The sequence below is a fragment of the Paraburkholderia sp. RL17-383-BIF-A genome (assembly GCF_046028015.1).
GTDB lineage: Bacteria > Pseudomonadota > Gammaproteobacteria > Burkholderiales > Burkholderiaceae > Paraburkholderia.
The window spans coordinates 29503-50877 of the sequence record NZ_JARESR010000001.1; the positions used below are offsets into that span (position 1 = coordinate 29503).

General features: G+C 63.9%; 14 protein-coding genes. 5 read left to right on the forward strand and 9 right to left on the reverse strand.

Going from position 1 to position 21375, the window contains the following annotated elements; all coding sequences use genetic code 11:
• Positions 1 to 55: 55 nt before the first annotated feature.
• The 5 genes from P0D71_RS00140 to P0D71_RS00160 form a co-directional block, all read right to left on the reverse strand.
• Positions 56 to 1594: a methyl-accepting chemotaxis protein gene (locus tag P0D71_RS00140; RefSeq protein ID WP_408478627.1), complete on the reverse strand. Its 1539-nt coding sequence runs from the start codon at positions 1592 to 1594 to the stop codon at positions 56 to 58.
• Between the two features lie 199 nt (positions 1595 to 1793).
• Entirely contained in the window at positions 1794 to 2726 is a 933-nt protein-coding gene (locus tag P0D71_RS00145) for a hypothetical protein (RefSeq protein WP_408478629.1), read from the reverse strand.
• A 139-nt stretch (positions 2727 to 2865) separates the two neighbouring features.
• Positions 2866 to 4461 carry a methyl-accepting chemotaxis protein gene (locus tag P0D71_RS00150; RefSeq protein WP_408478631.1) on the reverse strand — a complete coding sequence of 532 codons (1596 nt, stop codon included), beginning with the start codon at positions 4459 to 4461 and terminating at the stop codon, positions 2866 to 2868.
• 421 nt (positions 4462 to 4882) lie between these two features.
• Positions 4883 to 6343, reverse strand: coding sequence for an NADP-dependent succinate-semialdehyde dehydrogenase (gene gabD, locus P0D71_RS00155; protein ID WP_408478633.1), 1461 nt, complete (start codon positions 6341 to 6343; stop codon positions 4883 to 4885).
• 10 nt (positions 6344 to 6353) lie between these two features.
• On the reverse strand, positions 6354 to 7637 hold the full coding sequence (locus P0D71_RS00160; protein ID WP_408182875.1) for a 4-aminobutyrate--2-oxoglutarate transaminase: 1284 nt from the start codon (positions 7635 to 7637) through the stop codon (positions 6354 to 6356).
• A gap of 123 nt (positions 7638 to 7760) precedes the next feature.
• Between P0D71_RS00160 and pdxR the strand changes: the two genes are divergently transcribed.
• Positions 7761 to 9266 carry a MocR-like pyridoxine biosynthesis transcription factor PdxR gene (gene pdxR, locus P0D71_RS00165; RefSeq protein WP_408478635.1) on the forward strand — a complete coding sequence of 502 codons (1506 nt, stop codon included), beginning with the start codon at positions 7761 to 7763 and terminating at the stop codon, positions 9264 to 9266.
• A gap of 15 nt (positions 9267 to 9281) precedes the next feature.
• Here the strand turns inward: pdxR and P0D71_RS00170 are convergent, their stop codons facing one another.
• From P0D71_RS00170 to phnC, 4 genes are all read right to left on the reverse strand, one after another.
• Positions 9282 to 10118, reverse strand: coding sequence for an EamA family transporter (locus tag P0D71_RS00170; RefSeq protein WP_408478637.1), 837 nt, complete (start codon positions 10116 to 10118; stop codon positions 9282 to 9284).
• Positions 10119 to 10422: 304 nt separating this feature from the next.
• On the reverse strand, positions 10423 to 11265 hold the full coding sequence (gene phnE / locus P0D71_RS00175; RefSeq protein WP_091807260.1) for a phosphonate ABC transporter, permease protein PhnE: 843 nt from the start codon (positions 11263 to 11265) through the stop codon (positions 10423 to 10425).
• A complete protein-coding gene (phnD, locus tag P0D71_RS00180) occupies positions 11262 to 12239 on the reverse strand; it encodes a phosphonate ABC transporter substrate-binding protein (RefSeq protein ID WP_408478640.1) in 978 nt (325 codons plus the stop codon). The genes phnE and phnD overlap by 4 nt, the downstream gene beginning before the upstream one ends.
• Before the next feature lie 41 nt (positions 12240 to 12280).
• A complete protein-coding gene (phnC, locus tag P0D71_RS00185) occupies positions 12281 to 13186 on the reverse strand; it encodes a phosphonate ABC transporter ATP-binding protein (protein ID WP_408478642.1) in 906 nt (301 codons plus the stop codon).
• A 291-nt stretch (positions 13187 to 13477) separates the two neighbouring features.
• Between phnC and P0D71_RS00190 the strand changes: the two genes are divergently transcribed.
• The 4 genes from P0D71_RS00190 (at position 13478) to P0D71_RS00205 (ending at position 21369) form a co-directional block, all read left to right on the forward strand.
• On the forward strand, positions 13478 to 14512 hold the full coding sequence (locus P0D71_RS00190; protein ID WP_091807266.1) for a M14 family zinc carboxypeptidase: 1035 nt from the start codon (positions 13478 to 13480) through the stop codon (positions 14510 to 14512).
• Positions 14509 to 15309: an alpha/beta fold hydrolase gene (locus tag P0D71_RS00195; protein WP_408478644.1), complete on the forward strand. Its 801-nt coding sequence runs from the start codon at positions 14509 to 14511 to the stop codon at positions 15307 to 15309. Before P0D71_RS00190 ends, P0D71_RS00195 begins: the two co-directional genes overlap by 4 nt.
• A 156-nt stretch (positions 15310 to 15465) precedes the next feature.
• The gene (locus P0D71_RS00200; RefSeq protein WP_408478646.1) at positions 15466 to 20307 is read left to right on the forward strand and encodes an NAD-glutamate dehydrogenase; all 4842 of its coding nucleotides are present in this window, start codon (positions 15466 to 15468) and stop codon (positions 20305 to 20307) included.
• A gap of 156 nt (positions 20308 to 20463) precedes the next feature.
• Positions 20464 to 21369 (forward strand): cation diffusion facilitator family transporter, encoded by a 906-nt coding sequence (locus tag P0D71_RS00205; protein ID WP_408478648.1) that lies wholly within the window; start codon positions 20464 to 20466, stop codon positions 21367 to 21369.
• Positions 21370 to 21375 lie beyond the last annotated feature (6 nt).

Consider the following 21375-nt stretch of genomic DNA (forward strand, 5'->3'; position numbering starts at 1 on the left):
ACTGGGTGCGTGGATTGCGACAAACGCCGCGTTCGCCAGCAACCGTTCCAACGTGCTACTGAATACGGAATGTGCCGACCATCGTTTGCAACCGGGCGGCCTGCTCATCGAGCGATGCCGCGGCCGCTGCCGCCTGTTCGACCAGTGCCGCGTTTTGCTGCGTCACCTCGTCCATCTGCGACACCGCACGATTCACCTGCTCGATACCGGTGCTCTGCTCGATCGACGCGGCGGCTATCTCACCCATGATGTCGCTCACGCGCCGGATCGACTCTACGATCTCGCTCATCCGTTCGCCCGCGACCGCCACCTGATCCGTGCCGTCGTCAACGCGCGCCACGGACGAATGGATCAGTTCCTTGATATCTTTCGCGGCCGCCGCGCTGCGTTGCGCGAGCGTGCGCACTTCGCCCGCGACCACCGCAAAACCGCGCCCTTCCTCGCCGGCCCGTGCCGCTTCCACCGCTGCATTGAGCGCGAGAATGTTGGTCTGGAACGCGATGCCTTCGATGACCGTAATAATTTGGCCAATTTTGCGCGATTCGTCGGCGATGCTCTGCATCGTGCCGATCACCTCATCGACCGCATTGCCGCCGCGCTGGGTGGCATCCGTCGCGAGCACCGCCAACTGGCTCGCCTGCCGCGCGTTGTCGGCATTCTGCTTCACGGTTGCCGTCAACTGCTCCATGCTCGCCGCCGTCTCCTGCAAGGAAGCAGCCTGCTCTTCGGTGCGTTGCGACAGATCGGTGTTGCCTTGCGCGATTTCACCCGAGCCGGTCGCAATCGAATCGCTCGAATGCTGAATGCCCTTCACCAGTTCACACAACTGCAGCCGCATCTGGCTCAACGCGTACAGCAAACTCGAGCGGTCGCCCGGCTCCAGCTTGATCGCGGCGGCCAGATTGCCCGACGCGATTTGCGCCGCAAACGCCGCGGCATCGGCCGGTTCGCCGCCTAATTCACGCTTCACGCTACGCGTCATGACCCACGCCATGCTGCCAACCGCGGCAAAGATCGCAAGCGAAATCACGATCAGCATTTTCGCGAGTTTCCAGTACGCCGCGCTAATGTCGTCATAGAAGAACCCCGTGCCGATCCACCATTGCCATGCCGGAATGGCGACCACGCCTTGCAGTTTGCCGACGAGCGGAGCGTCCTGAGAGCGCTTGATCAGCACGTCCACCAGCGCAATGTGATTCTTTGCAAGTCCCTGCTGATACGCCTGCGTATCGGTGAGGTCGCCAGATTTGGTCTTGTTGCCGCCGGTTTTGGTGCCGACGAGACTCGGGTTCGGGTGGACCAGATTGACGCTGTCGGTATTCGTCACCCAGTAGTAGCTCTGGCTGTTCGCGTTCAACTGACTGAGCGCCGTTTTGGCGGCAGCCTGCGCGTCGTCGCGGCTCATCTTGCCGCTCGCTTCGAGCGACTGGTAATACAGCACGAGGTGTTCCGCTTTGGTCAGCAGCGTTTCAATCTGCGCCTGACGGCTCTCGATCAGGGCATGGTCGAGTTGCGACAGCGCGATCGCAGCGATGCTGACGACACCTGCCAGGGCGGTGCCGACAATCAAAATCAGTTTGGTCGAAATTTTCATAGGGATGTAGCCGGCCGCGGGCATGCAAAATTAACCGTATGGTACATATAACGACCGGCGGCCCTTGAACCTTTAGCTTTTTTTGGGGGCGGGCAGGCATGACGTCCCTTTCCCCGCGCACGTCGCAACCTGCGGCCGCGATTGGCGGAGCCGACCGGGGCTGTCCCTCAGTGCGGGCGGCAGCGACCTGCCGCGCGACCTACTGCGCGGTCTGCTGACGTTGATACTCGTTGTGCTTCATTTGCAGGTAGTCGGCGCGGCTGACCTCGTGCAATTGCCGCGGATACTGCTCGGTCGCATCGAACCAGTCGGTGAGGCGTTTGTCGAGACGGGCGTTGGGCGGGCTGGAAAGCGCCCCGAGATAGGCGTCGATGGCGAGGTAATAGCGCATGGTATTGCGCTCCACCAGACCGCGTACGCCGCCGATAAATTGCGACTTGCCCGTCGACGGATCGGGCGCGGAAGAAAAGCCAACCTTGTCGCTGCCGAGCGTTGCCAGATAGGTTTTCATCGCAATCCGTCCCGCCGTGCCGTAACCGTAGGCGTAGGTCAGATGGATAAAGGTGCGGTTATCGCCCACGGGTATCGCCTCCATCACGATACGGTAGTCTTTAGTGCTCAGCGGCCCCGTGGCGGCGGAGAGTTCCACGCGAAGATAATCGGGGCTGCTCGCGACCGGGTGATAGTCGAATTGCACGCGGTAGGACGAGGAAAGCGATTCCTCGGTTTTCTTGCCGATGTTCACCGCGAGGACCGCGCCACTCGCGCTCGTCGATGCATGGCAGTATTTGGTGTTCTGGTGCAGGATCAGCACGTCGCACCAGTTGGCCGGCCCCTGAGCCGGGTCGTTGAGCGTAGCGTTGACCGCCTGGAACGGATAGTCGAGCACACCGTAAATATCGCCCTTGAGTGCCGAGGGCAACTCCTGCGATTCGAGGTACAGCGGTCGCTGGAACGGGTTGTGAGCCAGTTGCTGCGTCAGGCTCCGGTATTTGTCACCCAGGCTCGCCGCGTTGTCGGCGGCTTGCGCGAAGGCGCTCTGGGTAAGGCAGCAGAGCACTGCCAGCATCGCGGCCATCAGCCACTGTCGCGCGCTCCGGTTGCCGGCTGGGGATTTGACAAGCCTACCCATGAACATGCTCCTTCTCCTCGCTCAGGTTGCGGGGCGCCGTGCATGGATCGGATCGTGGCGCGCCGGTTGCCTCCGCATTCTTGCAGCCGGCGGCGTGGTTTGTACATCCGTAATCGCGGCTGTCTTGCAACCGGCCGGATTACAAGGATAGTACCGGTGCGCCGCCGCTCGTGCCGGCTTCGGCGTCCACATGGAAGGCGCCGGCCGCGCGTTGCAGGCTCGTTGCCTGCTCCTTCAGCGACTGTGCCGCGGCTGCCGCCTGCTCGACGAGTGCCGCGTTCTGCTGCGTCATGCTGTCCATCTGCGTGACCGCGAGGTTTACCTGGTCGATGCCGGCGCTTTGCTCCGCGGCCGCCGCCGCGATCTCCTGCACGACGCCGGTCACGCGCATGATCGCGTCGCGCGCCTGGTCGATCGTCGAGCCGGTGTTTTCGACCAGGGTCGCGCCGCTGCCGACGCTGTCCACCGCACGACTGATCAGCTGGCGGATTTCCTTTGCCGCGGTCGCGCTGCGCTGCGCGAGGCTGCGCACCTCGCCCGCGACGACCGCGAAACCGCGGCCCTGTTCGCCCGCGCGCGCCGCTTCGACCGCCGCATTCAATGCGAGGATGTTGGTCTGGAACGCAATGCCTTCGATCGTCGCGATGATCTCGACCATGCGGCCCGATTCGTTCGAGATGGCTTTCATTGCCGAGACGGCTTGCCCGATCATGTCGCCGCCGCGGTTGGCGATATCCGCCGCGCTGGCCGCAAGCCCGCTCGCGGTACGCGCGTGGTCCGCAGTCTGGCGGACCATCGCTGCCATCTGTTCCATGCTCGACGCCGTTTCCTGCAACGAGGCCGCCTGGTTCTCGGTGCGTGACGACAGGTCCGCGTTGCCGTTCGCGATCTCGTTCGCGCCGCACGCGACGTTGTCCGAGGCGTGCTTGATCTGCCGGACGGTGCCCGTCAGCGCATCGCGCATTCGCTGCATGACGTGCAGCAGGCTCGACGTGTCGCCGTCGCGTGTGTGGATCGCCACCGTGAGGTCGCCTGATGCGATCGCATCCGCCACGTTCGCCGCGTAGGCCGGTTCGCCGCCGACCGTGCGCACGATGCTGCGGTTCGTGAGCGCGACGAGTGTCACGAGCACCATCGACACCGCCACGAAGATCGCGCCGATCAGCCACAGCGATTGCATGAACGCAGCGTCGATGTCGTCGACATAGGCGCCGGTCGCGATGATCCAGTCCCACGGCGCATAGCGCACCACGTAGCCGATCTTGCCGACCGCCTGCGCGGCCGCCGCGCCAGGATGCGGGAACACATAGTCGACGAAGCCACCTTCCGGCGCCTGCGCGACCGACGCGAACGTCACGTAATGGTGACGGCCGTCGGCATCGGCGCTGTTCGCGAGATCCTTGCCTTCGAGCGCCGGCTTGATCGGATGCATCACCATCCGCGGCGTCGAGTTGATGACGAGAAAGTAGCCGTCTTCGCCATAGCGGATGCCGCGCAGGCGTTCGAGTGCCTGCTTGCGGGCGTCCGCCTCCGGCAGCGCGCCGCTTTGCGCCAGCGCCCCGTATTCCGCCACGATGCTGAGCCCGACGTGCGCGACGTTGGTGAGGTCGTGCTTACGTTCCTCGATGCGCGTCTCGCGCGACTGCCACGCTGCCGACACCGAAACGGCCAGCAGGGCGCCGAGGCTGATGATCAGCGGCAGCCACAGTTTTTGCGTAAAACTGAGCTTGTGCATCGTGAGTCCTCTCGAAAACGAATGGAAATCGCGCACGGTTGCCGGGCGAAGCGGCGCGTGACTGGGCCCGCCGCGTGGTGCCGGTGGACTGGCCTGCGCCCGGGGCGTTCCTTTTCGAGTTATCGGCGGATGTCAGCGGAAGTTTCGTCCTGTGAAACCCTTGGTTGCGGCGGTTTCCCAGGCGCGTGGCAAGTGGCACGCGGTGCCTGCGCGCACGCCATGCGAGCGTTTTCGTGCAGCCCGGCAGGCTGGCAGGGGGCGTGAGTATCGCTGGCCGGACGGCAGCGCTGAATAGAGAGGTGGAGTTCGCGCGCGAACCGAGCCGCGCGCGCGAGGTGTATTTCACGAAGGCTACGCGCAACAGGATTCTGTCGGCGTAGCTTTCCGCGTCAGTCCAATATTCGAGCCTGGGCGGTAAGGCTCAGATCCCACCGACACACATGTACTTGATGACCACGTAATCGTCGATGCCGTAATGCGACCCTTCGCGGCCCAGGCCCGATTGCTTGACGCCGCCGAACGGCGCGACCTCGTTCGAGATCAGGCCCGTGTTGATGCCGACCATGCCGTATTCGAGCGCTTCGGCGACACGCCAGACGCGGCCGATATCGCGGCTATAGAAATACGACGCGAGGCCGAACTCGGTATCGTTGGCAAGGCCGATCACTTCCTCGTCCGACGAGAAGCGGAACAGCGGCGCGAGCGGCCCGAAGGTTTCGTCGCGCGCGACCTTCATGGCCGGCGTGACGTCCGCGAGCACCGTCGGCTCGAAGAAGCCGTGGCCGAGCGCATGACGCTTGCCACCGGTCAAGATACGCGCGCCTTTGGCGAGCGCGTCTTCGATATGCGACTCGACCTTGAGCACGGCCGCTTCGTTGATCAGCGGACCTTGCGTGACGCCGTCTTCGGTGCCGCGGCCCACCTTCAGCTGTTCGACGGCGACGCGCAGTTTCTCGGCGAACGCGTCGTAGACCTTGTCGTGCACATAGAAACGGTTCGTGCACACGCAGGTCTGGCCGCTATTGCGATACTTCGACGCAATCGCGCCGGCCACCGCGGCATCCAGATCCGCGTCGTCGAACACGATGAACGGCGCGTTGCCGCCGAGTTCGAGCGACACCTTCTTGACCGTCGGCGCGCACTGCGCCATGAGCAGACGGCCGACCGGCGTCGAGCCGGTGAACGACAGCTTGCGCACGATCGGATTGCCCGTCATTTCCGCGCCAATGGCTTTCGGCTCGCCGGTCACGACGTTGAACACACCGCGCGGCACGCCGGCGCGCTCGGCCAGCACGGCGAGCGCGAGCGCGGAGAGCGGCGTGGCTTCAGCCGGTTTGACGATGATCGGGCAGCCCGCCGCGAGCGCCGGACCGACCTTGCGGGTAATCATCGCGGCCGGGAAGTTCCACGGCGTGATAGCCGCGCAAACGCCGATCGGTTCTTTCGTCACGACGATGCGCTTGTCATTCGCCGGTGTCGGGATCGTGTCGCCGTTCACGCGCTTGCCTTCTTCCGCGAACCATTCCAGGAATGAAGCGGCGTACTGGATTTCGCCCTTGGCTTCGGCGAGCGGCTTGCCTTGTTCCGTGGTGAGGATCGTCGCCAGATCGTCGGCGTTCTCGATCATCAGGTCATGCCATTTGCGCAGGATCACCGCGCGCTGCTTCGCGGTCGTGGCGCGCCATACGGGCCACGCGGCGTTGGCCGTGTCGATCGCGCGGCGGGTTTCCGCCGTGCCCATGCGCGGCACCGTCGCGATGACTTCGCCCGTGGCGGGGTTCTTCACTTCGAAGGTCGCGCCGTCGTCCGCGCCTTGCCATTCGCCTGCGATGTAGGCGTGCGTTTTCAGCAGCGACGGGTCTTTCAGGGTCAACGTGGTCATGTGTCGATCCTCAAGCCGCGATGGCGACGCTGTCCTTGATCACGTCGCCGAGAATTGCCATGGCTTCGTCGAAAACCGCGTCCTGAATCGTGAGCGGGAACAGGAAACGCACCACGTTCGAATAGACGCCGCACACCAGCAACAGCAAGCCGCGTTCGAGCGCGCGAGTCTGCACGCGCTTGGTGAACTCCGCATCCGGCTCCGTGCTGCCTGCCTTGCAGAACTCGACGGCAACCATGCCGCCGGGGCCGCGCACGTCCGCGATCTGGGGCACTTCGCTTTGCAGCGCGATCAGCTTGGCCTTGACGCGGTCACCCAGCACCGTGGCGCGCTCGCACAGCTTCTCTTCGTCGATGATATCGAGCACCGCATGCGCGGCGGCAACGGCCAAAGGATTGCCCGCATACGTGCCGCCGAGCCCGCCAGGCGCGGCGGCATCCATCACGTCCGCGCGGCCGATCACGCCCGACAGCGGCATGCCGCCGGCAAGGCTCTTGGCGACCGTCATCAGATCGGGCACCACGTCGTAGTGATGCATGGCAAACAGCTTGCCGGTGCGTGCGAAACCGGTCTGGACTTCGTCGGCGATCAGCAGAATGCCGTGCTCATTGCACAGCTTGCGCAAGGCGCGCACGAATTCGGCCGGCGCCGGATAGAAACCGCCTTCGCCCTGCACCGGTTCGAAAATGATCGCGGCTACGCGCTTCGGATCGATGTCGGCCTTGAACAGGAATTCGATGGCCTTCAGCGAGTCGGCCGTGGTCACGCCGTGCAGCGGATTCGGGAACGGGGCGTGGAACACGTCCGACGGGAACGGGCCAAAGCCGATCTTGTACGGCGCGACCTTGCCGGTCAGCGCCATGCCCATCAACGTGCGGCCGTGGAAACCGCCGGTGAAGGCGATCACGCCCGGGCGGCCGGTCGCGGCGCGGGCGATCTTGATCGCGTTTTCGACGGCTTCGGCGCCGGTCGTGAAGAACGCGGTTTTCTTCGGATGGTCGCCCGGCGCGCGCTCGTTGAGCTTCTCGGCCAGTTCGACATACGACGCGTACGGCACGATCTGATACGCCGTGTGGGTGAAATGATCGAGCTGATCGCGAATCGCGGCGACGATCTTCGGATGACGGTGGCCCGTGTTGCACACGGCGATACCGGCCGCGAAGTCGATGAAACGGCGGCCCTCGACGTCCCACAATTCCGCGTTTTCAGCGCGCTCGGCGTAGAAATCGCACATCACTCCGACGCCGCGCGGTGTGGCAGCGTCTTTGCGGCTTTTCAGTTCGGCATTCTTCATGGTCATCTCCTTCGCTCCTCGGTTTTGCGGACGCCGCGCGCTCAGCGCAGCACATGCAGCGACTATAATGAGATTTGGCTCTTAACTTCAGAGCCATTCCAATAAAATTATAGGAGCCAATCCATGCGTGCGAGCGTTTTGTCCGACTGGCTGGCCCAGCGCCTCGACCGCGGCAATGGGCAGCCGATCTATCGCCAGCTGCATCGGCTGTTGCAGCAGGCGATCCTGTCGCGCGAACTGCCGCCGGGCAGCAAGGTGCCGTCGTCGCGTTTGCTGGCGCAGGAGTTGGGCATCGGGCGCAATACCGTCACGCAGGTGTACGAGCAACTCGTGCTCGAAGGCTATGTGAGTTCGGCGACCGGGCGTGGCACGTTCGTTGCCGACAGCGCCCCGGACGAGATCGTCGGCGTGCCCGATGCCGTGGCGCCCGACGTGCGGCCGGAGCCGCTGCCGCTGCAGGCGCGGCGAGCGCTTTCCACGCGTGGCGCGCGGCTGGTGGCGGGCGCGGGCGTGTCCAAGCGTCAGTGGGGCGCGTTCATGCCTGGCGTGCCGGACGTCACGAAATTTCCGGCGCGGGTGTGGAGCCGCTTGCACAACAAATATTGGCGCCGGCTGCGGCCGGACCTGCTCACGTACGCGCCGGGCGGCGGGCTGGCGTCGCTACGGCACGCGCTGGCCGACTATCTGCGCACCTCGCGCTCGGTGCGCTGTACGCCGGAGCAGATCATCATCACGACCGGGATTCACCAGTCGGTCGACCTCGCCGTGCGCCTGTTGTCCGATCCGGGCGACGTGATCTGGACCGAGGATCCCTGTTATTGGGGCGTGCGTAGCGTGCTCCACGTGTCCGGCCTGCAATCGCGGCCAATCGCCGTCGACGAGGAAGGCATCAATCCTTCGGCCGACGACCTCGCGCAGCCGCCGAAGCTGATGCTCGTCACGCCTTCGCATCAATACCCGCTCGGCATGGTGATGAGTCTCGCGCGGCGCCGCATGCTGCTCGAATATGCGCGGCTGAACCAGTGCTGGATCATCGAGGACGATTACGACAGCGAGTTCCGCTATGGCAGCCGGCCGCTGGCATCGTTGCAAGGGTTGGATACGTCGGGGCAGGTGATCTACGTGGGCAGCTTCGGCAAGACGCTGTTTCCGGGTTTGCGCATCGGCTACCTCGTCGTGCCGGAGGCGCTGGCGGAGAGCTTTGCCACCGCGAGCGCCGAGTTGTATCGCGAGGGGCAGCTGTTGCAGCAGGCGATGCTCGCGGAGTTCATTGCCGAAGGGCATTTCACGTCGCATATCCGCAAGATGCGCACGCTCTACGGACAGCGCCGCCAGACGCTGCTCGACGCCGCCTCGCAGCGTTACGGCGACGCGTTGCCGGCCGTGGGCGGCGACGCCGGCCTGCATCTGGTGATGCAGTTGCCTGAAGGCAGCGACGACCGGCGGGTGGCCGCCGCCGCGCTGGAGCGCAATATCGTGGTGCGGCCTTTGTCGGGGTACTACGCGCAGCCGTCGCTGGCGCCGTCGGGTTTGCTGATCGGCTACGCGTGCGTGCCGGATGAGGAGATCGCGCCGGCGTTCAATACGCTGGCCGATGCGATCGATGCGACGTTGCCGGAGTTTGCGTGAGGGAAGAACTCAAACTCAAATCCTGATCAGCACCGCCCCCAACGTCACCAGCGCGCACGCAACGATACGCCGCGTGGTCAGCTTCTCGCGCATGAACAGCCAGCCGATCAGCACCGCGAAGATCGAGCTCATCTCGCGCAGCGCGGAGACCATCGCGATCGGCAGATAGCGGTAAGCCTCGATGATCAGGCAGTAAGCGCTCAACGCGAGCACGCCCGACGCCATGCCCTTGAACACCACGGCGCGGCCGATGAAAAGCCCTTTCGCGCCGCCGCGCCAATGCCAGGCGAGCAGAAACTGCGGGATATTCCAGATCAGATAGACCCACATGATGTAGCTCAGGCCGTTGCCCGCCACGCGCGCGCCGATTCCGTCGACCACCGAATACGCCGAGATGAACAGGCCGGTCAGGAGCGCGAAGGGCACGCTCTCGCCGGAAAAGCGCATGCCGCGCCGAAACGCCAGCGAGACGATGCCGATCGACACCAGCGCGACGCCGATCGCGGCCAACGGCTTGAGCGCCTCATGGGCGAAGACCAGTGCGCCGACGAACACGAGCATCGGCGAAAGGCCGCGCGCAATCGGATAGATCTGCCCGAAGTCGCCGCTTTTATAGGCGCGAATCAGCGCCAGCAGATAACCGAATTCCAGCACGACCGATGCAAAGATGTACGGCCACGCCTGCGGCGCGGGCATGGGCAGTAAGACCACGCCGACCGCGCTCACGGCGATATACGGAATCGCCATCATGCCGAGCAGCCAGACGCGATCTTCCGAAAGATGCAGGAACGCGTTCCACGTGGCGTGAAGCAGCGCGGAGAGCAGCACCAGCAAAACGACAAAGGTTTCCATCGAAGACCGGGAAGAGGGGAAGCGAAGGCCCGGGTGCGGGCCGCAAGCCCGTGATTATTCCAGCAGAACGACGGGATAGAGGAGTGGACGACTCGATTGGAGGGGTTTTATTTGGGGAAATGCGGCGATTTGTGGCGTCAAAGAGACGCCGCCCGGACGGGCTGGCAGCGCCGTACGGAGGTTGAACTGCAAACTGGAACGCGGCGCGACGCCGGGCAAGAAGTCGACGAAGCGCTGCTTCGTCGGACCCTCCCACCGGGCCGTCACGCCGTCACGCCGGCAACCTCATGAGACTTCTGTCACCTCAGGTCACGCGTTCACGCAGCCACGCGGACGCGAGGTCGATCACCGTCACGACCACGATCACCATGATCATCACCGCGGCGGTTTGCGCATAGTTGAACGAGCGGATCGCCTCGTACAACACCACGCCGATGCCGCCCGCGCCGACCATGCCGACCACCATCGCCGAGCGCACGTTCGATTCGAAGCGATATAACGCGTACGAGATCCACAACGGCAGCACTTGCGGCAACACGCCGTAGATGATTTCGTCGAGGCCGGTTGCGCCGGTGGCGCGCACGCCTTCGGCCGGGCGCGGATCGATGGCCTCGACGGCTTCGGCGAACAGCTTGGCGAGCACGCCCGTAGTGTGCACCCACAGCGCCAGCACGCCGGCAAATGGACCGAGCCCGACCGCCACGATGAACAGCATGGCGAAGACCATTTCATTGATCGCGCGGCACGCGTCCATCATGCGGCGCATGGGCTGCACGACCCACATCGGCGCGATATTGTGGGCGGACATCAGTCCGCACGGCACCGCGCACACGAGCGAGAGGGCGGTGCCCCACACCGCCACCGAGAGCGTCACATACATCTCGTGCAGATAGCTGCGCCATTCGGTGAAGTCGGGCGGAAAGAAGTCTTTGGCGAACTGGCCCATGTTGCCGGAGTCGCTCAGCAGATCCAGCGGGCGCATATCGGCGCCATGCCATGCGCCGCCCAACACCGCGAGCACGGCGATCCAGCCGAGCAGCGACAGCCAGCTGCGTTTGCCCGCAACCGGCGCGGGATGACTCGCCGCCTGCGCGGCGAGCGTTTCGCTCGCACGCGCCGGCGACGTGATCAGATCGACCGTGTTCATTGCTTCGATTGCGCGGTGTTCAGCGCGCTCAGCTTTGCGTCGAGCGCGGCCAACTGGGTCTTGCGATCGTCATCGGAGAGATGCGCGTCGCTCTCGATCTTCTGCTTCTGCTGGAACAGCGCGACCTGGCGGATCGGCACCAGTTGCGCATCCGAGGACGCCGCGAAGCCGCCGTAACCGGTAATCGCTGTCATCACCGCTTTTTCGTGCGGATCGGTCTTCGCGTAGTTCAGGAAGAAGTTGCGCAGCTTGTCCTTGGTGGCTTGCGGCAGATCCTTGCGCCATACCAGCGGGTCCGACGGAATCAGCGGCGATTTCCACAGCACACGCACCTGCGCGAACTTGTCCGGATGCTCTTTCTTCAACGTGTCGAGCATCTCGGTGTTGTTGGTCGCGATGTCGATCTTGTTGTTCACCACGGCCAGCAGATTGGCTTCGTGGCTCGACGGCAGCACGGTCTTGAACGAAGTGTTGACCGGCGTATTGTGCTTGGCGAACAGGTAATAGCCGGGAATCAGCGTACCCGAGGTGGAGTTCGGGTCGCCGAAGCCGAGCGTGACGTCCTTTGTATTCTTGAACACGTCGTCGAGCGTCTTGAAGCGGCTGTTCACATTCGTGATCAGCACGGAGTAGTAACCTGCGTCACCGTTCGCGTACTGGACCTTCGCGAATACTTCGCCTTGCGAACGGTCCACCGCCTCGATCGCCGACGCATTGCCGAAATAACCGACCTGTACCTTGTTAAAGCGCATGCCTTCGATAATGCCGGCGTAGTCCGTTGCAAAGAACGCTTTGATGTTCAGGCCGGTTTGCTTGTTCATGTCCTGAATCAGCGGCTCCCAGCGTTGTTTCAGCACCGAGGACGAATCGGTCGAAATGATGCCGAGGTTGATGTCCTCGGCGTGCGCGGTGGCGGCACCGGCGAGAGCAGCCGCGCCGAGGGCCAGCGTGATCAACGAACGCAGGAATTTCATTGTTTGAGACCCGGTTGAGTTAGCAGAGTGGATGGACGCGCTCAGTTCGAGTGCGCCGGATTGAGAGCGAATGCATAGCGGCCCGAAGCGGGCGCGGCGTCCTGAAGCGGTGTGCTGCCGGCCGCGTGGTTAGCCTCGCTATCGTCCGCGCTGGGGGCGGATTCATCGAGCAGTTCGCGGGCGGCCTCGCCGTAAAGCGTCTTGAGCAAGGTTGGCGTGAGCGCGGCGGAAGGGCCGTCGTAGACCACCTTGCCGCGGCGCAGCGCAACCGTGCGCGGGCAATACTGCATCGCGATATCGACCTGATGCAGCGACACCAGCACCGTGAGTCGATGCTCGATGTTCAGCGTGCGCAGCATCTCCATCACGCGGCGCGACGACTCGGGGTCGAGCGACGCGATGGGTTCATCGGCGAGCACGATGCGCGCGCGTTGCACCAAGGCACGGGCGAGCGCCGCGCGCTGCTGCTGGCCGCCGGAGAGATTGGCGGCGCGTTCGCGCGCATGTTCGCCAATGCCGACTTCGTTGAGCGCGGCCATCGACAACGCCCGCTCGGCGCGCGGAAAACGCCCGCTGAGTCGGCGCCACAACGGCAGCCGCGCAAGTGCGCCGATCAGCACGTTGCTTTCCACGGAGAGCCGGTTCACCAGATTGAATTGCTGGAACACGAAGCCGATATCGCGGCGAATGCTGCGCACTTCACGCACAATGCGCCCGTTCTGCTGAATCGGCCGGCCCAGAATCGCGATCTGCGACGGCTGCGCATCCGAAGCCGTGAAGCCCGCGATATGGCGCAGCAGCGTCGACTTGCCCGAACCCGAGGCGCCGATCAACGCAACCATCTCGCCCGGTTCGACGCGCAGATCGATTTCGTCCAGCGCCTTGCGGCCATTGCTGAACGTCTTGCTCAACCGTTCGATACGGATTGCTTCCCGAATTGCGTCCATAAGTACCCCTTGATGCATCCGGCCACTGCCGGCCTGTGTGGGGCTCATTCTAGGAAGCGTCTGTGACGGTTGAGTGAAGGCATCGCAACGTCTAGACGACTATATCTTATCGTGTCTTTTTTACGTCGCCAGAAAGGCAGAACGATGTCATTCGCTCGAGTGAAAAATGTCAGGCGTGTGACACGATTCAGTTGTGTTGGCGACGCTTCAGCATGATCGCTCCGCACCAGGCTATATTGCGTCAATCGGTGTGCCGTCCCCAATAACCTTGCAATCCCTTTCGACGTCCTCATGCAGCCCCTGAGCTTCCTTCCCGACAGTTTTGCGGAGTACGAAGATCTCAGGGCGATCCTTGAGCAGGGCAGCGCGAGCTTCGCGATCCGCACAGTCTGCGAAACAACGGTGCGCGGCCGGCAATTTGCCATCCAGACCGCGAGCATTGGATCCACCGATCCGCAGGCTCCGGCCATCGGGTTTTTTGGCGGCATTCACGGGCTCGAGCGGATCGGCTCGCAACTCGTGCTCGACTATATGCGCGCGCTGCTGGCGCGGCTCGAATGGGACGAACTGCTGGTGCGGCAATTGCAGTCGATTCGTCTGATCTTTATGCCGATCGTCAATCCGGGCGGCATGTGGGCGGCCACGCGTGCGAATCCGAACGGCGTCGATCTGATGCGCAACGCGCCACAGAATGCGGACGAACGCGTGCCGCTGCTGGCGGGCGGCCAGCGCGTGGGCGCGTGGCTGCCGTGGTATCGCGGCCGCATGGGTGCGCCGATGGAACCCGAGGCTGCCGCGCTGCTGCAGGTGGTGGAAACCGAACTGGCCGCGCGGCCGTTGAGCATTGCGCTCGATTGCCACTCGGGCTACGGCTGGAGCGACAGCATCTGGTTTCCGTACGCACGCACGCGCAAGCTGATGCCGCATTTGCCGGAAATGTACGTGTTGAAAACCATGTTCGAACGCGCGCATCCCCATCATGGCTACGCGTTCGAACCGCAGAGCCATCAATATCTGCTGCACGGCGATCTGTGGGACTTCGCCTACGATCGCGCGCCCGCTCCCAATGTCTTCCTGCCGATGACGCTCGAATTGGGCTCGTGGCTCTGGATCAAGAAAAACCCGCGTCAATTGTTTTCGCGTCAGGGCATGTTCAATCCGGTCAAGGCACATCGAACCGCGCGTGTGCTGCGGCGTCACGCGAACCTGCTCGACTTTCTGGCGCGCGCGGCGTTTTCGTCGCAACGCTGGCTGCCGCAAGGCCATCGTCGCGAGCAATTGCTGCAAAGCGCGATCGACCATTGGTATCAACCGGAAAGCCTATGAGCACGTGGATTCTGCTGCGCGGACTCACGCGCGAAATCCGCCACTGGGGCCGCTTGCCCGGCTTGCTGCAGGGCGCCGTCAATGACGTGCCCTGGCAAACGGGCGCGCCTGCCCGGCTGCTGCTGCTCGATCTGCCGGGCAACGGCGAATTCGCGCATTTGCGCGCGCCGTCGACGGTCGCCGAGATGGTCGGCTTCGTGCGAAATGCTGCTTTGCAAAGCGGTTTGCCGGGCCCGTATTGCGTGCTGGCGATGTCGCTCGGCGGCATGGTGGCGACGGACTGGGCGCAGCGGTATCCCTATGAGATCGAACGGCTGGTGCTCATCAATACAAGCATGCGGCCGTTCAGCCAGATGCAGGAGCGGTTGCGTCCTTCTGCGTGGCCGGGCCTGTTGGGCGTGGCCGCGCGCTGGCGCGACGCGCCGCGCGCGGAACACGGCATTCATCGGCTGACGTGCAATAACGTGCAGACGCTGGGAGACGATCTCGACACGTGGAGCCGGATTCGCCGCAGCGCGCCCGTGAGCCGTGGCAATGCGTTGCGGCAACTCTGGGCCGCGGCACGTTTTACTGCAGGCACGGCGCGGCCGGAATGCCCCGTGCTGATTCTTTCTTCGCGGGCCGACAAACTGGTCGACCCGGTGTGCTCGGCGAAGCTCGCGGCGGCGTGGGGCGCTTTGCACTGCGAGCACCCGTGGGCCGGGCACGATCTGCCGCACGACGACCCCGTGTGGACTGGCGAGCAGGTCCGCGCATGGCTCGGCGAAGAGCATGCGGTGCCCAAAGCCGTGCTTTGAGCGGCGCGATCCTACGTTGCGGCGCGGCGAACGTCAGCGGGTATAACCTAAGTGCGGTCATCCTTCGCATCATGGTCGGCAGGTGCATAATTCCCCTTCAGACGATGCATGCGAATCAAGCGATACTCGCCATTGCCTCCAGCCGGGGAGTTGATCATGCAAGCAAAGAACGAAGAAGCTGTCACGCACTTGCTGAACGATGTCGTCGAATTTGCGCGAGGGCGCCTGCCCGAACCCACCTTCAAGGTCGTCGAGCCTTTTCTGCGGCACTACTACGATTTCGTCGACGCCGACGACCTGCAAAGCCGTTCGATCGCCGATCTCTACGGCGCGGCGCTTGCGCACTGGCAAACGGCGCAGCGTTTCGTACCCGGCGCCGAGCGCTTGCGCGTCTATAACCCGATTCTCGAACAGCACGGCTGGCACTCCGATCACACGGTGATCGAGATCGTCAATGACGACATGCCGTTTCTGGTCGATTCTGTGTCGATGGCGGTCAACCGGCATGGGCTCGCGCTGCATTCCGTCGTGCATCCGGTGTTTCGCATCTGGCGTGCGCCCGACGGCAGTATCGCGCGGGTGAGCCAGGGCGCCGAAGAAGCCACTGACACGCGTTCGCAGCTGACCTCGTTCATCCACTTCGAAGTGGACCGTTGCGGCGATGCCGCAAAACTCGACGCGTTGCGCGACGACATCGCGAGGGTATTGCGCGACGTGCGGGCGGCGGTGGAGGACTGGCCGAAAATCGTCGAACTCGCGCGCAGCACGATCAAGGGCATGAAAGCCGGTGAGGCGGGCCCGGAAGGTCTGGAAGCGCGCGCGTTTCTCGAATGGATGGTGGCCGATCATTTCACCTTTCTCGGCCAGCGCGATTACGAACTGGTTCAGCACGATATCGGCTACGGTTTGCTCGCGGTGCCGGGCTCGGGCTTGGGCATTCTGCGCGACGCGCTACGGCCCGTCGCCACCGCCGAAGTCACGCCCTTGCCGCCGGCTGCGGTCGAAATCATTTCCGCCACGTCGCCGATCTTTCTCACGAAGGCCAATTCGCGGGCCACTGTGCACCGGCCGGGCTATCTGGACTATGTCGGCATCAAGCTGACCGATGCCAACGGCAAGGTGACCGGCGAGCGGCGTTTCATCGGTCTCTATACGTCCACCGCGTATTTCGTGTCGGCCTCGGAGATTCCGATCGTGCGGCGCAAATGCGCGAATATTGTGCGGCGTGCCGGTTTCCTGGCAAAAGGTCATCTCGCGAAATCGCTCCTCACGGTGCTCGAAACCTATCCGCGCGACGAGCTTTTTCAGGCCGAAGAGGATCAGCTCTACGACATCGCGCTGGGTGTGCTGCGCTTGCAGGAACATCAGCGCACGCGTCTGTTCGTGCGGCGAGACCGTTTTGACCGTTTCGTGTCGTGCCTCGTGTTCGTGCCGCGCGACAAGTACAACACCGATCTGCGCCAGCGTATTGCCAATCTACTGGCCGACGCGTTCAACGGCGAGAGCGTCGAGTTTACGCCGCTGCTTTCGGAGTCGACGCTCGCGCGCATTCACTTCGTCGTGCATGCGAAGCCAGGCGGTATGCCCAATGTCGATACGCGCGAGCTGGAAGCGCGGCTCGTGCAGGTCGCGCGCCGCTGGCAGGACGATCTCGCCGATGCGTTGCTCGACGCTTTCGGCGAAGAGCAGGGCAACCGCTTGCTGCAACACTACGGCGATTCGTTTCCAGCCGGCTATCGCGACGATTATCCGGCCCGCACGGCGGTGCGCGATATCGAATTGATCGAACGCGTGCAAGGCAGCGAGCGGCTCGCCATGAACCTGTACCGCCCAATCGAATCGGGTCCGCGTGCATTCCGCTTCAAGGTGTATCGCGCGGGTCTGCCGATCGCCCTGTCACGCAGTTTGCCGATGCTCGAACACCTCGGCGTACGCGTGGATGAAGAGCGGCCCTATCTGATCGAGGCATTGGGCGCGACGCCGGCGTGGATTCACGACTTCGGCCTCGAACTCGCCGACGACGCGGAATTCGATATCGAACGTGTCAAGGATCTCTTTGAAGAAGCGTTCGAGCAGGTATGGACCGGAGCGATCGAGAGCGACGACTTCAATCGCCTCGTCTTGCGGGCGCAACTGAATGCGCGCGAGGTAACGATACTGCGTGCCTACGCCAAATATCTGCGGCAAGTGGGATCGACCTTCAGCGATGCCTATATCGAACGCGCGGTGACCGGCAATCCGGCCATTGCGCGGATGCTGGTCGAGTTATTTGTGGCCCGCTTCGACCCGGTGTTGGGCGAAACGCGCGAGGCGCGCGTCGACGGCTGGCTGCACACGATCGACAGCGCGCTCGATCAGGTGCCGAATCTCGACGAAGACCGGATACTGCGGCAGTTTCTCGGCGTGATCAAGGCGACGCAGCGCACGAACTACTATCGCTTCGACGCGGAAGGTCATCCAAAACCGTATCTGTCCTTCAAGTTCAACCCTGCGCTCGTGCCCGGCTTGCCCGAACCGAAACCGATGTTCGAAATCTGGGTCTACTCGCCGCGCGTGGAAGGCGTGCATTTGCGCGGCGGACGCGTGGCGCGCGGTGGTTTGCGCTGGTCGGACCGGCGCGAGGACTTTCGCACGGAAGTGCTCGGCCTGATGAAGGCGCAGATGGTGAAGAACGTGGTGATCGTGCCGGTCGGTTCCAAGGGCGGCTTCGTGGTGAAGAATCCGCCGCCTCAAACCGAACGCGACGCGTGGATGCGCGAAGGTATCGCGTGCTATCAGACCTTCCTGCGCGGCCTGCTCGATCTGACCGACAACCTCGCGGGCACGGCCGTGGTGCCGCCGCCCGACGTGGTGCGCCACGATCCCGACGATCCCTATCTGGTGGTCGCCGCCGACAAAGGCACGGCCACCTTCTCCGACTACGCGAACGCGATCTCGCAGGAATATGGCTTCTGGCTCGACGACGCGTTCGCATCGGGCGGCTCGGTCGGTTACGACCACAAGAAAATGGCGATCACGGCGCGCGGCGCATGGGAGTCGGTCAAGCGGCACTTCCGCGAAATGGGCGTGGACACCCAGACCATGGACTTCACGGTGGTGGGCGTCGGCGACATGTCGGGCGACGTGTTCGGCAACGGCATGCTGCTGTCGCCGCATATCAAGTTGGTGGCCGCGTTCGATCATCGGCATATCTTTCTCGATCCGAGTCCTGATCCGGCGGTCAGTCTTGCCGAACGGGGGCGATTGTTCATCCTCGATCGTTCGAGTTGGGCCGACTACGATCCTGCGTTGATCTCGGCGGGTGGCGGCGTGTTTCCGCGCAGCGCCAAGACGATTCCGCTCTCGCCGGCCGTGCAGTCGGTGCTCGGCATCAGCGCACCGGCGCTCGCGCCCGCTGAATTGATGCGCGCGATTCTGCAGGCGCCGGTCGATCTGCTGTACAACGGCGGTATCGGCACCTATGTGAAAGCGAGCCGCGAAACGCATCTGCAGGTCGGCGACCGCGCCAACGACGCGATCCGCGTCAACGGTGCCGACTTGCGTTGCAAGGTCGTGGCCGAAGGCGGGAATCTCGGTCTGACGCAACTCGGGCGCATCGAGTTCGCGCAGCGTGGCGGCCGTATCAATACCGATGCGATCGACAATTCCGCGGGCGTCGACTGCTCGGATCACGAGGTCAACATCAAGATTCTGCTGGGACTGGTCGTGACCGACGGCGAGATGACGGAGAAGCAGCGCAACGCGCTGCTCGCTGAAATGACCGACGAGGTCGGCCTGCTCGTATTGCAGGACAACTACTACCAGACGCAGGCGCTGTCGATCGCCGGCCGTTACGGCGTCGAATTGCTCGATGCGGAAGCGCGTCTGATGCGCTACCTCGAACGGACCGGGCGTCTGAATCGCGTAATCGAGTTTCTGCCGACCGATGAGGAAGTCGCCGAGCGACAGGCCGCGAAACAGGGGCTCACCACGCCGGAGCGCGCGGTGCTGCTCGCGTACAGCAAGATGTGGCTGTACGACGCGTTGCTCGACTCGTCGATGCCCGAAGACCCGCTCGTCGCCGACATGCTGGTGGAGTATTTTCCGAAGCCGCTGCGGCAGCGCTTTAGCGTGCCGATGCAACGCCACCCGCTGCGCCGCGAAATTCTCGCGACGCATTTGACCAATGCCCTGGTGAATCGGGTAGGCTGCGAATTCGTGCACCGGCTGATGGAAGAGACCGACGCCCAGCCGGGTGACATCGTGCGAGCCTGCATCATGGCGCGCGACGTGTTCGACCTCGACCACGTCTGGCGCAGTATCGACGCGCTCGACAACCGCGTTGCCGACGACGTTCAGGCGCGCATGTTCGTCGAAGTCGCGCGCCTGGTCGAGCGTTCCGCGCTGTGGTTCCTGCGGCAATTGCAGTCGGGCGCGGTCAGCGCAGGCGACGTGGCCGGCCTGCTCGCGCGCTGCCGCGACGCAGCGCAACGCCTCGCGCCGCAATGGCCGGCGCTGTTGCCGGGCGCCGACCTCGAAGCGCTCTCGGAACGACAGCGCGTGTTCGTGGATGCCGGCGTGGATAGTGAACTGGCGGTGCGGATCGCGAGCGGCGAAATCTCCGCCGCGTTGCTCGACATCGCCGAAGTCGCGTCGACCTGCGGGCGCAGTCTCGAACTGGTGGCGGGCGTGTATTTCGCGCTCGGCACGCTGCTCAATTCCAGCTGGATCAGCGAGCGCGCGGCTGCTTTGCCGGTGCCCACGCACTGGGACATGCTGGCGCGCGCCACGGCGCTGGCCGAGCTCGCACGTCTCAAACGCGCGTTGACCACGAGCGCACTAGCCGGTGCCGACGAAGCATCCACACCGGACGCACTCGTCGAAGCATGGCGTGAGAAGCGCATCGCGCAACTGGAGCGCTACGCACGACTGCTGGCGGATCTGCGGGCCACGGGCGGCGCGAGCCTTTCGATGTTGCTGGTGATCGTGCGCGAAATGGCGGCGCTCGAAAGAGTCTGACGCGGCATTCGGCGCGCCAAAGGCGGCGTTCTCGAGTACAGGCAGGGGCACGGTGCAAATCGCACCGGGGTTGGACGCATGGCGTCCGGCATGGCCATAATACGGGCTATTGCCAACCGAAAGCTCTTTGCAAACTCACGGACGCCCGCCACGACGATGAAAGAAGAATCGCCGAAAGCCATTTTCTATGCGCTCGCCGCCAACCTCGGCATCGCCATCTGTAAGTCCGCTGCTGCCACATTCACCGGTTCCGGCTCGATGTTCGCCGAGGCCATTCACTCGACCGCCGACTGCGGCAATCAGCTGCTGCTGTTATTCGGACTGCGCGAAGCGCGTAAGCCGGCGAGCCCGTTGCATCCCATGGGCAGCGGGCGCGAGATCAACTTCTATTCGCTGCTGGTCGCGCTGCTGTTGTTCTTTGTCGGCGGCGCGTTCTCGGTCTATGAGGGCGTGCATCGTCTGTTCGTGCACGAGCCGTTGCAGTATGCGTATGTGGCGCTGGTAGTGCTCGGGGTGTCCGTGGTCCTCGAGGCGCTTTCCCTGTGGGGCGCGGTGAAGGAAATCCGCAAGACGCATCCCGACAAGAACATGTGGCGCTGGTTCCGCGAGACGCGCGAGTCCGAACTGCTCGTGGTGGCGGGCGAGGACATCGCCGCGCTCGCGGGCCTGGCGATGGCCTTCGCCGCCGTGCTGCTTACGCTCGTGACCGGCAATCCGGTCTATGACGCGCTGGGCTCTATCGGCGTCGGCCTGCTGCTGATGTTGATCGCATGGCTGGTGGCGCGCGAAGTAAAGTCGATGATCGTCGGCGAATCGGCGAGCCCCGAGGTGCGGCGCGCGATCGAGGCGCATCTGCGCGGGCGCAGCGAGATTCGCAGCATCATCAATATGATCACGCTGCAATGGGGCCGGCATGTCGTGGTGGCCGTGCAGGCGGAAATGATCGACTACGCAAGCGGGCGCGCGATGATCGATGCGATCAACGTAATCGAAGAGGACTTGCAGGCGACGTTCCCACAAGTCCGCTGGGTGTTTTTCGAACCGGACGTGCCGCGCGTTTGAGCGGCA

Bases quoted from the DNA above. Each gene is read 5' to 3' on its own strand.
- P0D71_RS00160 (WP_408182875.1), bottom strand. From the start codon at position 7,637: ATGAAGAATGCCGAACTGAAAAGCCGCAAAGACGCTGCCACACCGCGC.
- phnE (WP_091807260.1), bottom strand. From the start codon at position 11,265: ATGAACACGGTCGATCTGATCACGTCGCCGGCGCGTGCGAGCGAAACG.
- gabD (WP_408478633.1), bottom strand. From the start codon at position 6,343: ATGACCACGTTGACCCTGAAAGACCCGTCGCTGCTGAAAACGCACGCC.
- phnC (WP_408478642.1), bottom strand. From the start codon at position 13,186: ATGGACGCAATTCGGGAAGCAATCCGTATCGAACGGTTGAGCAAGACG.
- pdxR (WP_408478635.1), top strand. From the start codon at position 7,761: ATGCGTGCGAGCGTTTTGTCCGACTGGCTGGCCCAGCGCCTCGACCGC.
- P0D71_RS00205 (WP_408478648.1), top strand. From the start codon at position 20,464: ATGAAAGAAGAATCGCCGAAAGCCATTTTCTATGCGCTCGCCGCCAAC.
- phnD (WP_408478640.1), bottom strand. From the start codon at position 12,239: ATGAAATTCCTGCGTTCGTTGATCACGCTGGCCCTCGGCGCGGCTGCT.
- P0D71_RS00190 (WP_091807266.1), top strand. From the start codon at position 13,478: ATGCAGCCCCTGAGCTTCCTTCCCGACAGTTTTGCGGAGTACGAAGAT.
- P0D71_RS00170 (WP_408478637.1), bottom strand. From the start codon at position 10,118: ATGGAAACCTTTGTCGTTTTGCTGGTGCTGCTCTCCGCGCTGCTTCAC.
- P0D71_RS00145 (WP_408478629.1), bottom strand. From the start codon at position 2,726: ATGGGTAGGCTTGTCAAATCCCCAGCCGGCAACCGGAGCGCGCGACAG.
- P0D71_RS00195 (WP_408478644.1), top strand. From the start codon at position 14,509: ATGAGCACGTGGATTCTGCTGCGCGGACTCACGCGCGAAATCCGCCAC.
- P0D71_RS00200 (WP_408478646.1), top strand. From the start codon at position 15,466: ATGCAAGCAAAGAACGAAGAAGCTGTCACGCACTTGCTGAACGATGTC.
- P0D71_RS00150 (WP_408478631.1), bottom strand. From the start codon at position 4,461: ATGCACAAGCTCAGTTTTACGCAAAAACTGTGGCTGCCGCTGATCATC.
- P0D71_RS00140 (WP_408478627.1), bottom strand. From the start codon at position 1,594: ATGAAAATTTCGACCAAACTGATTTTGATTGTCGGCACCGCCCTGGCA.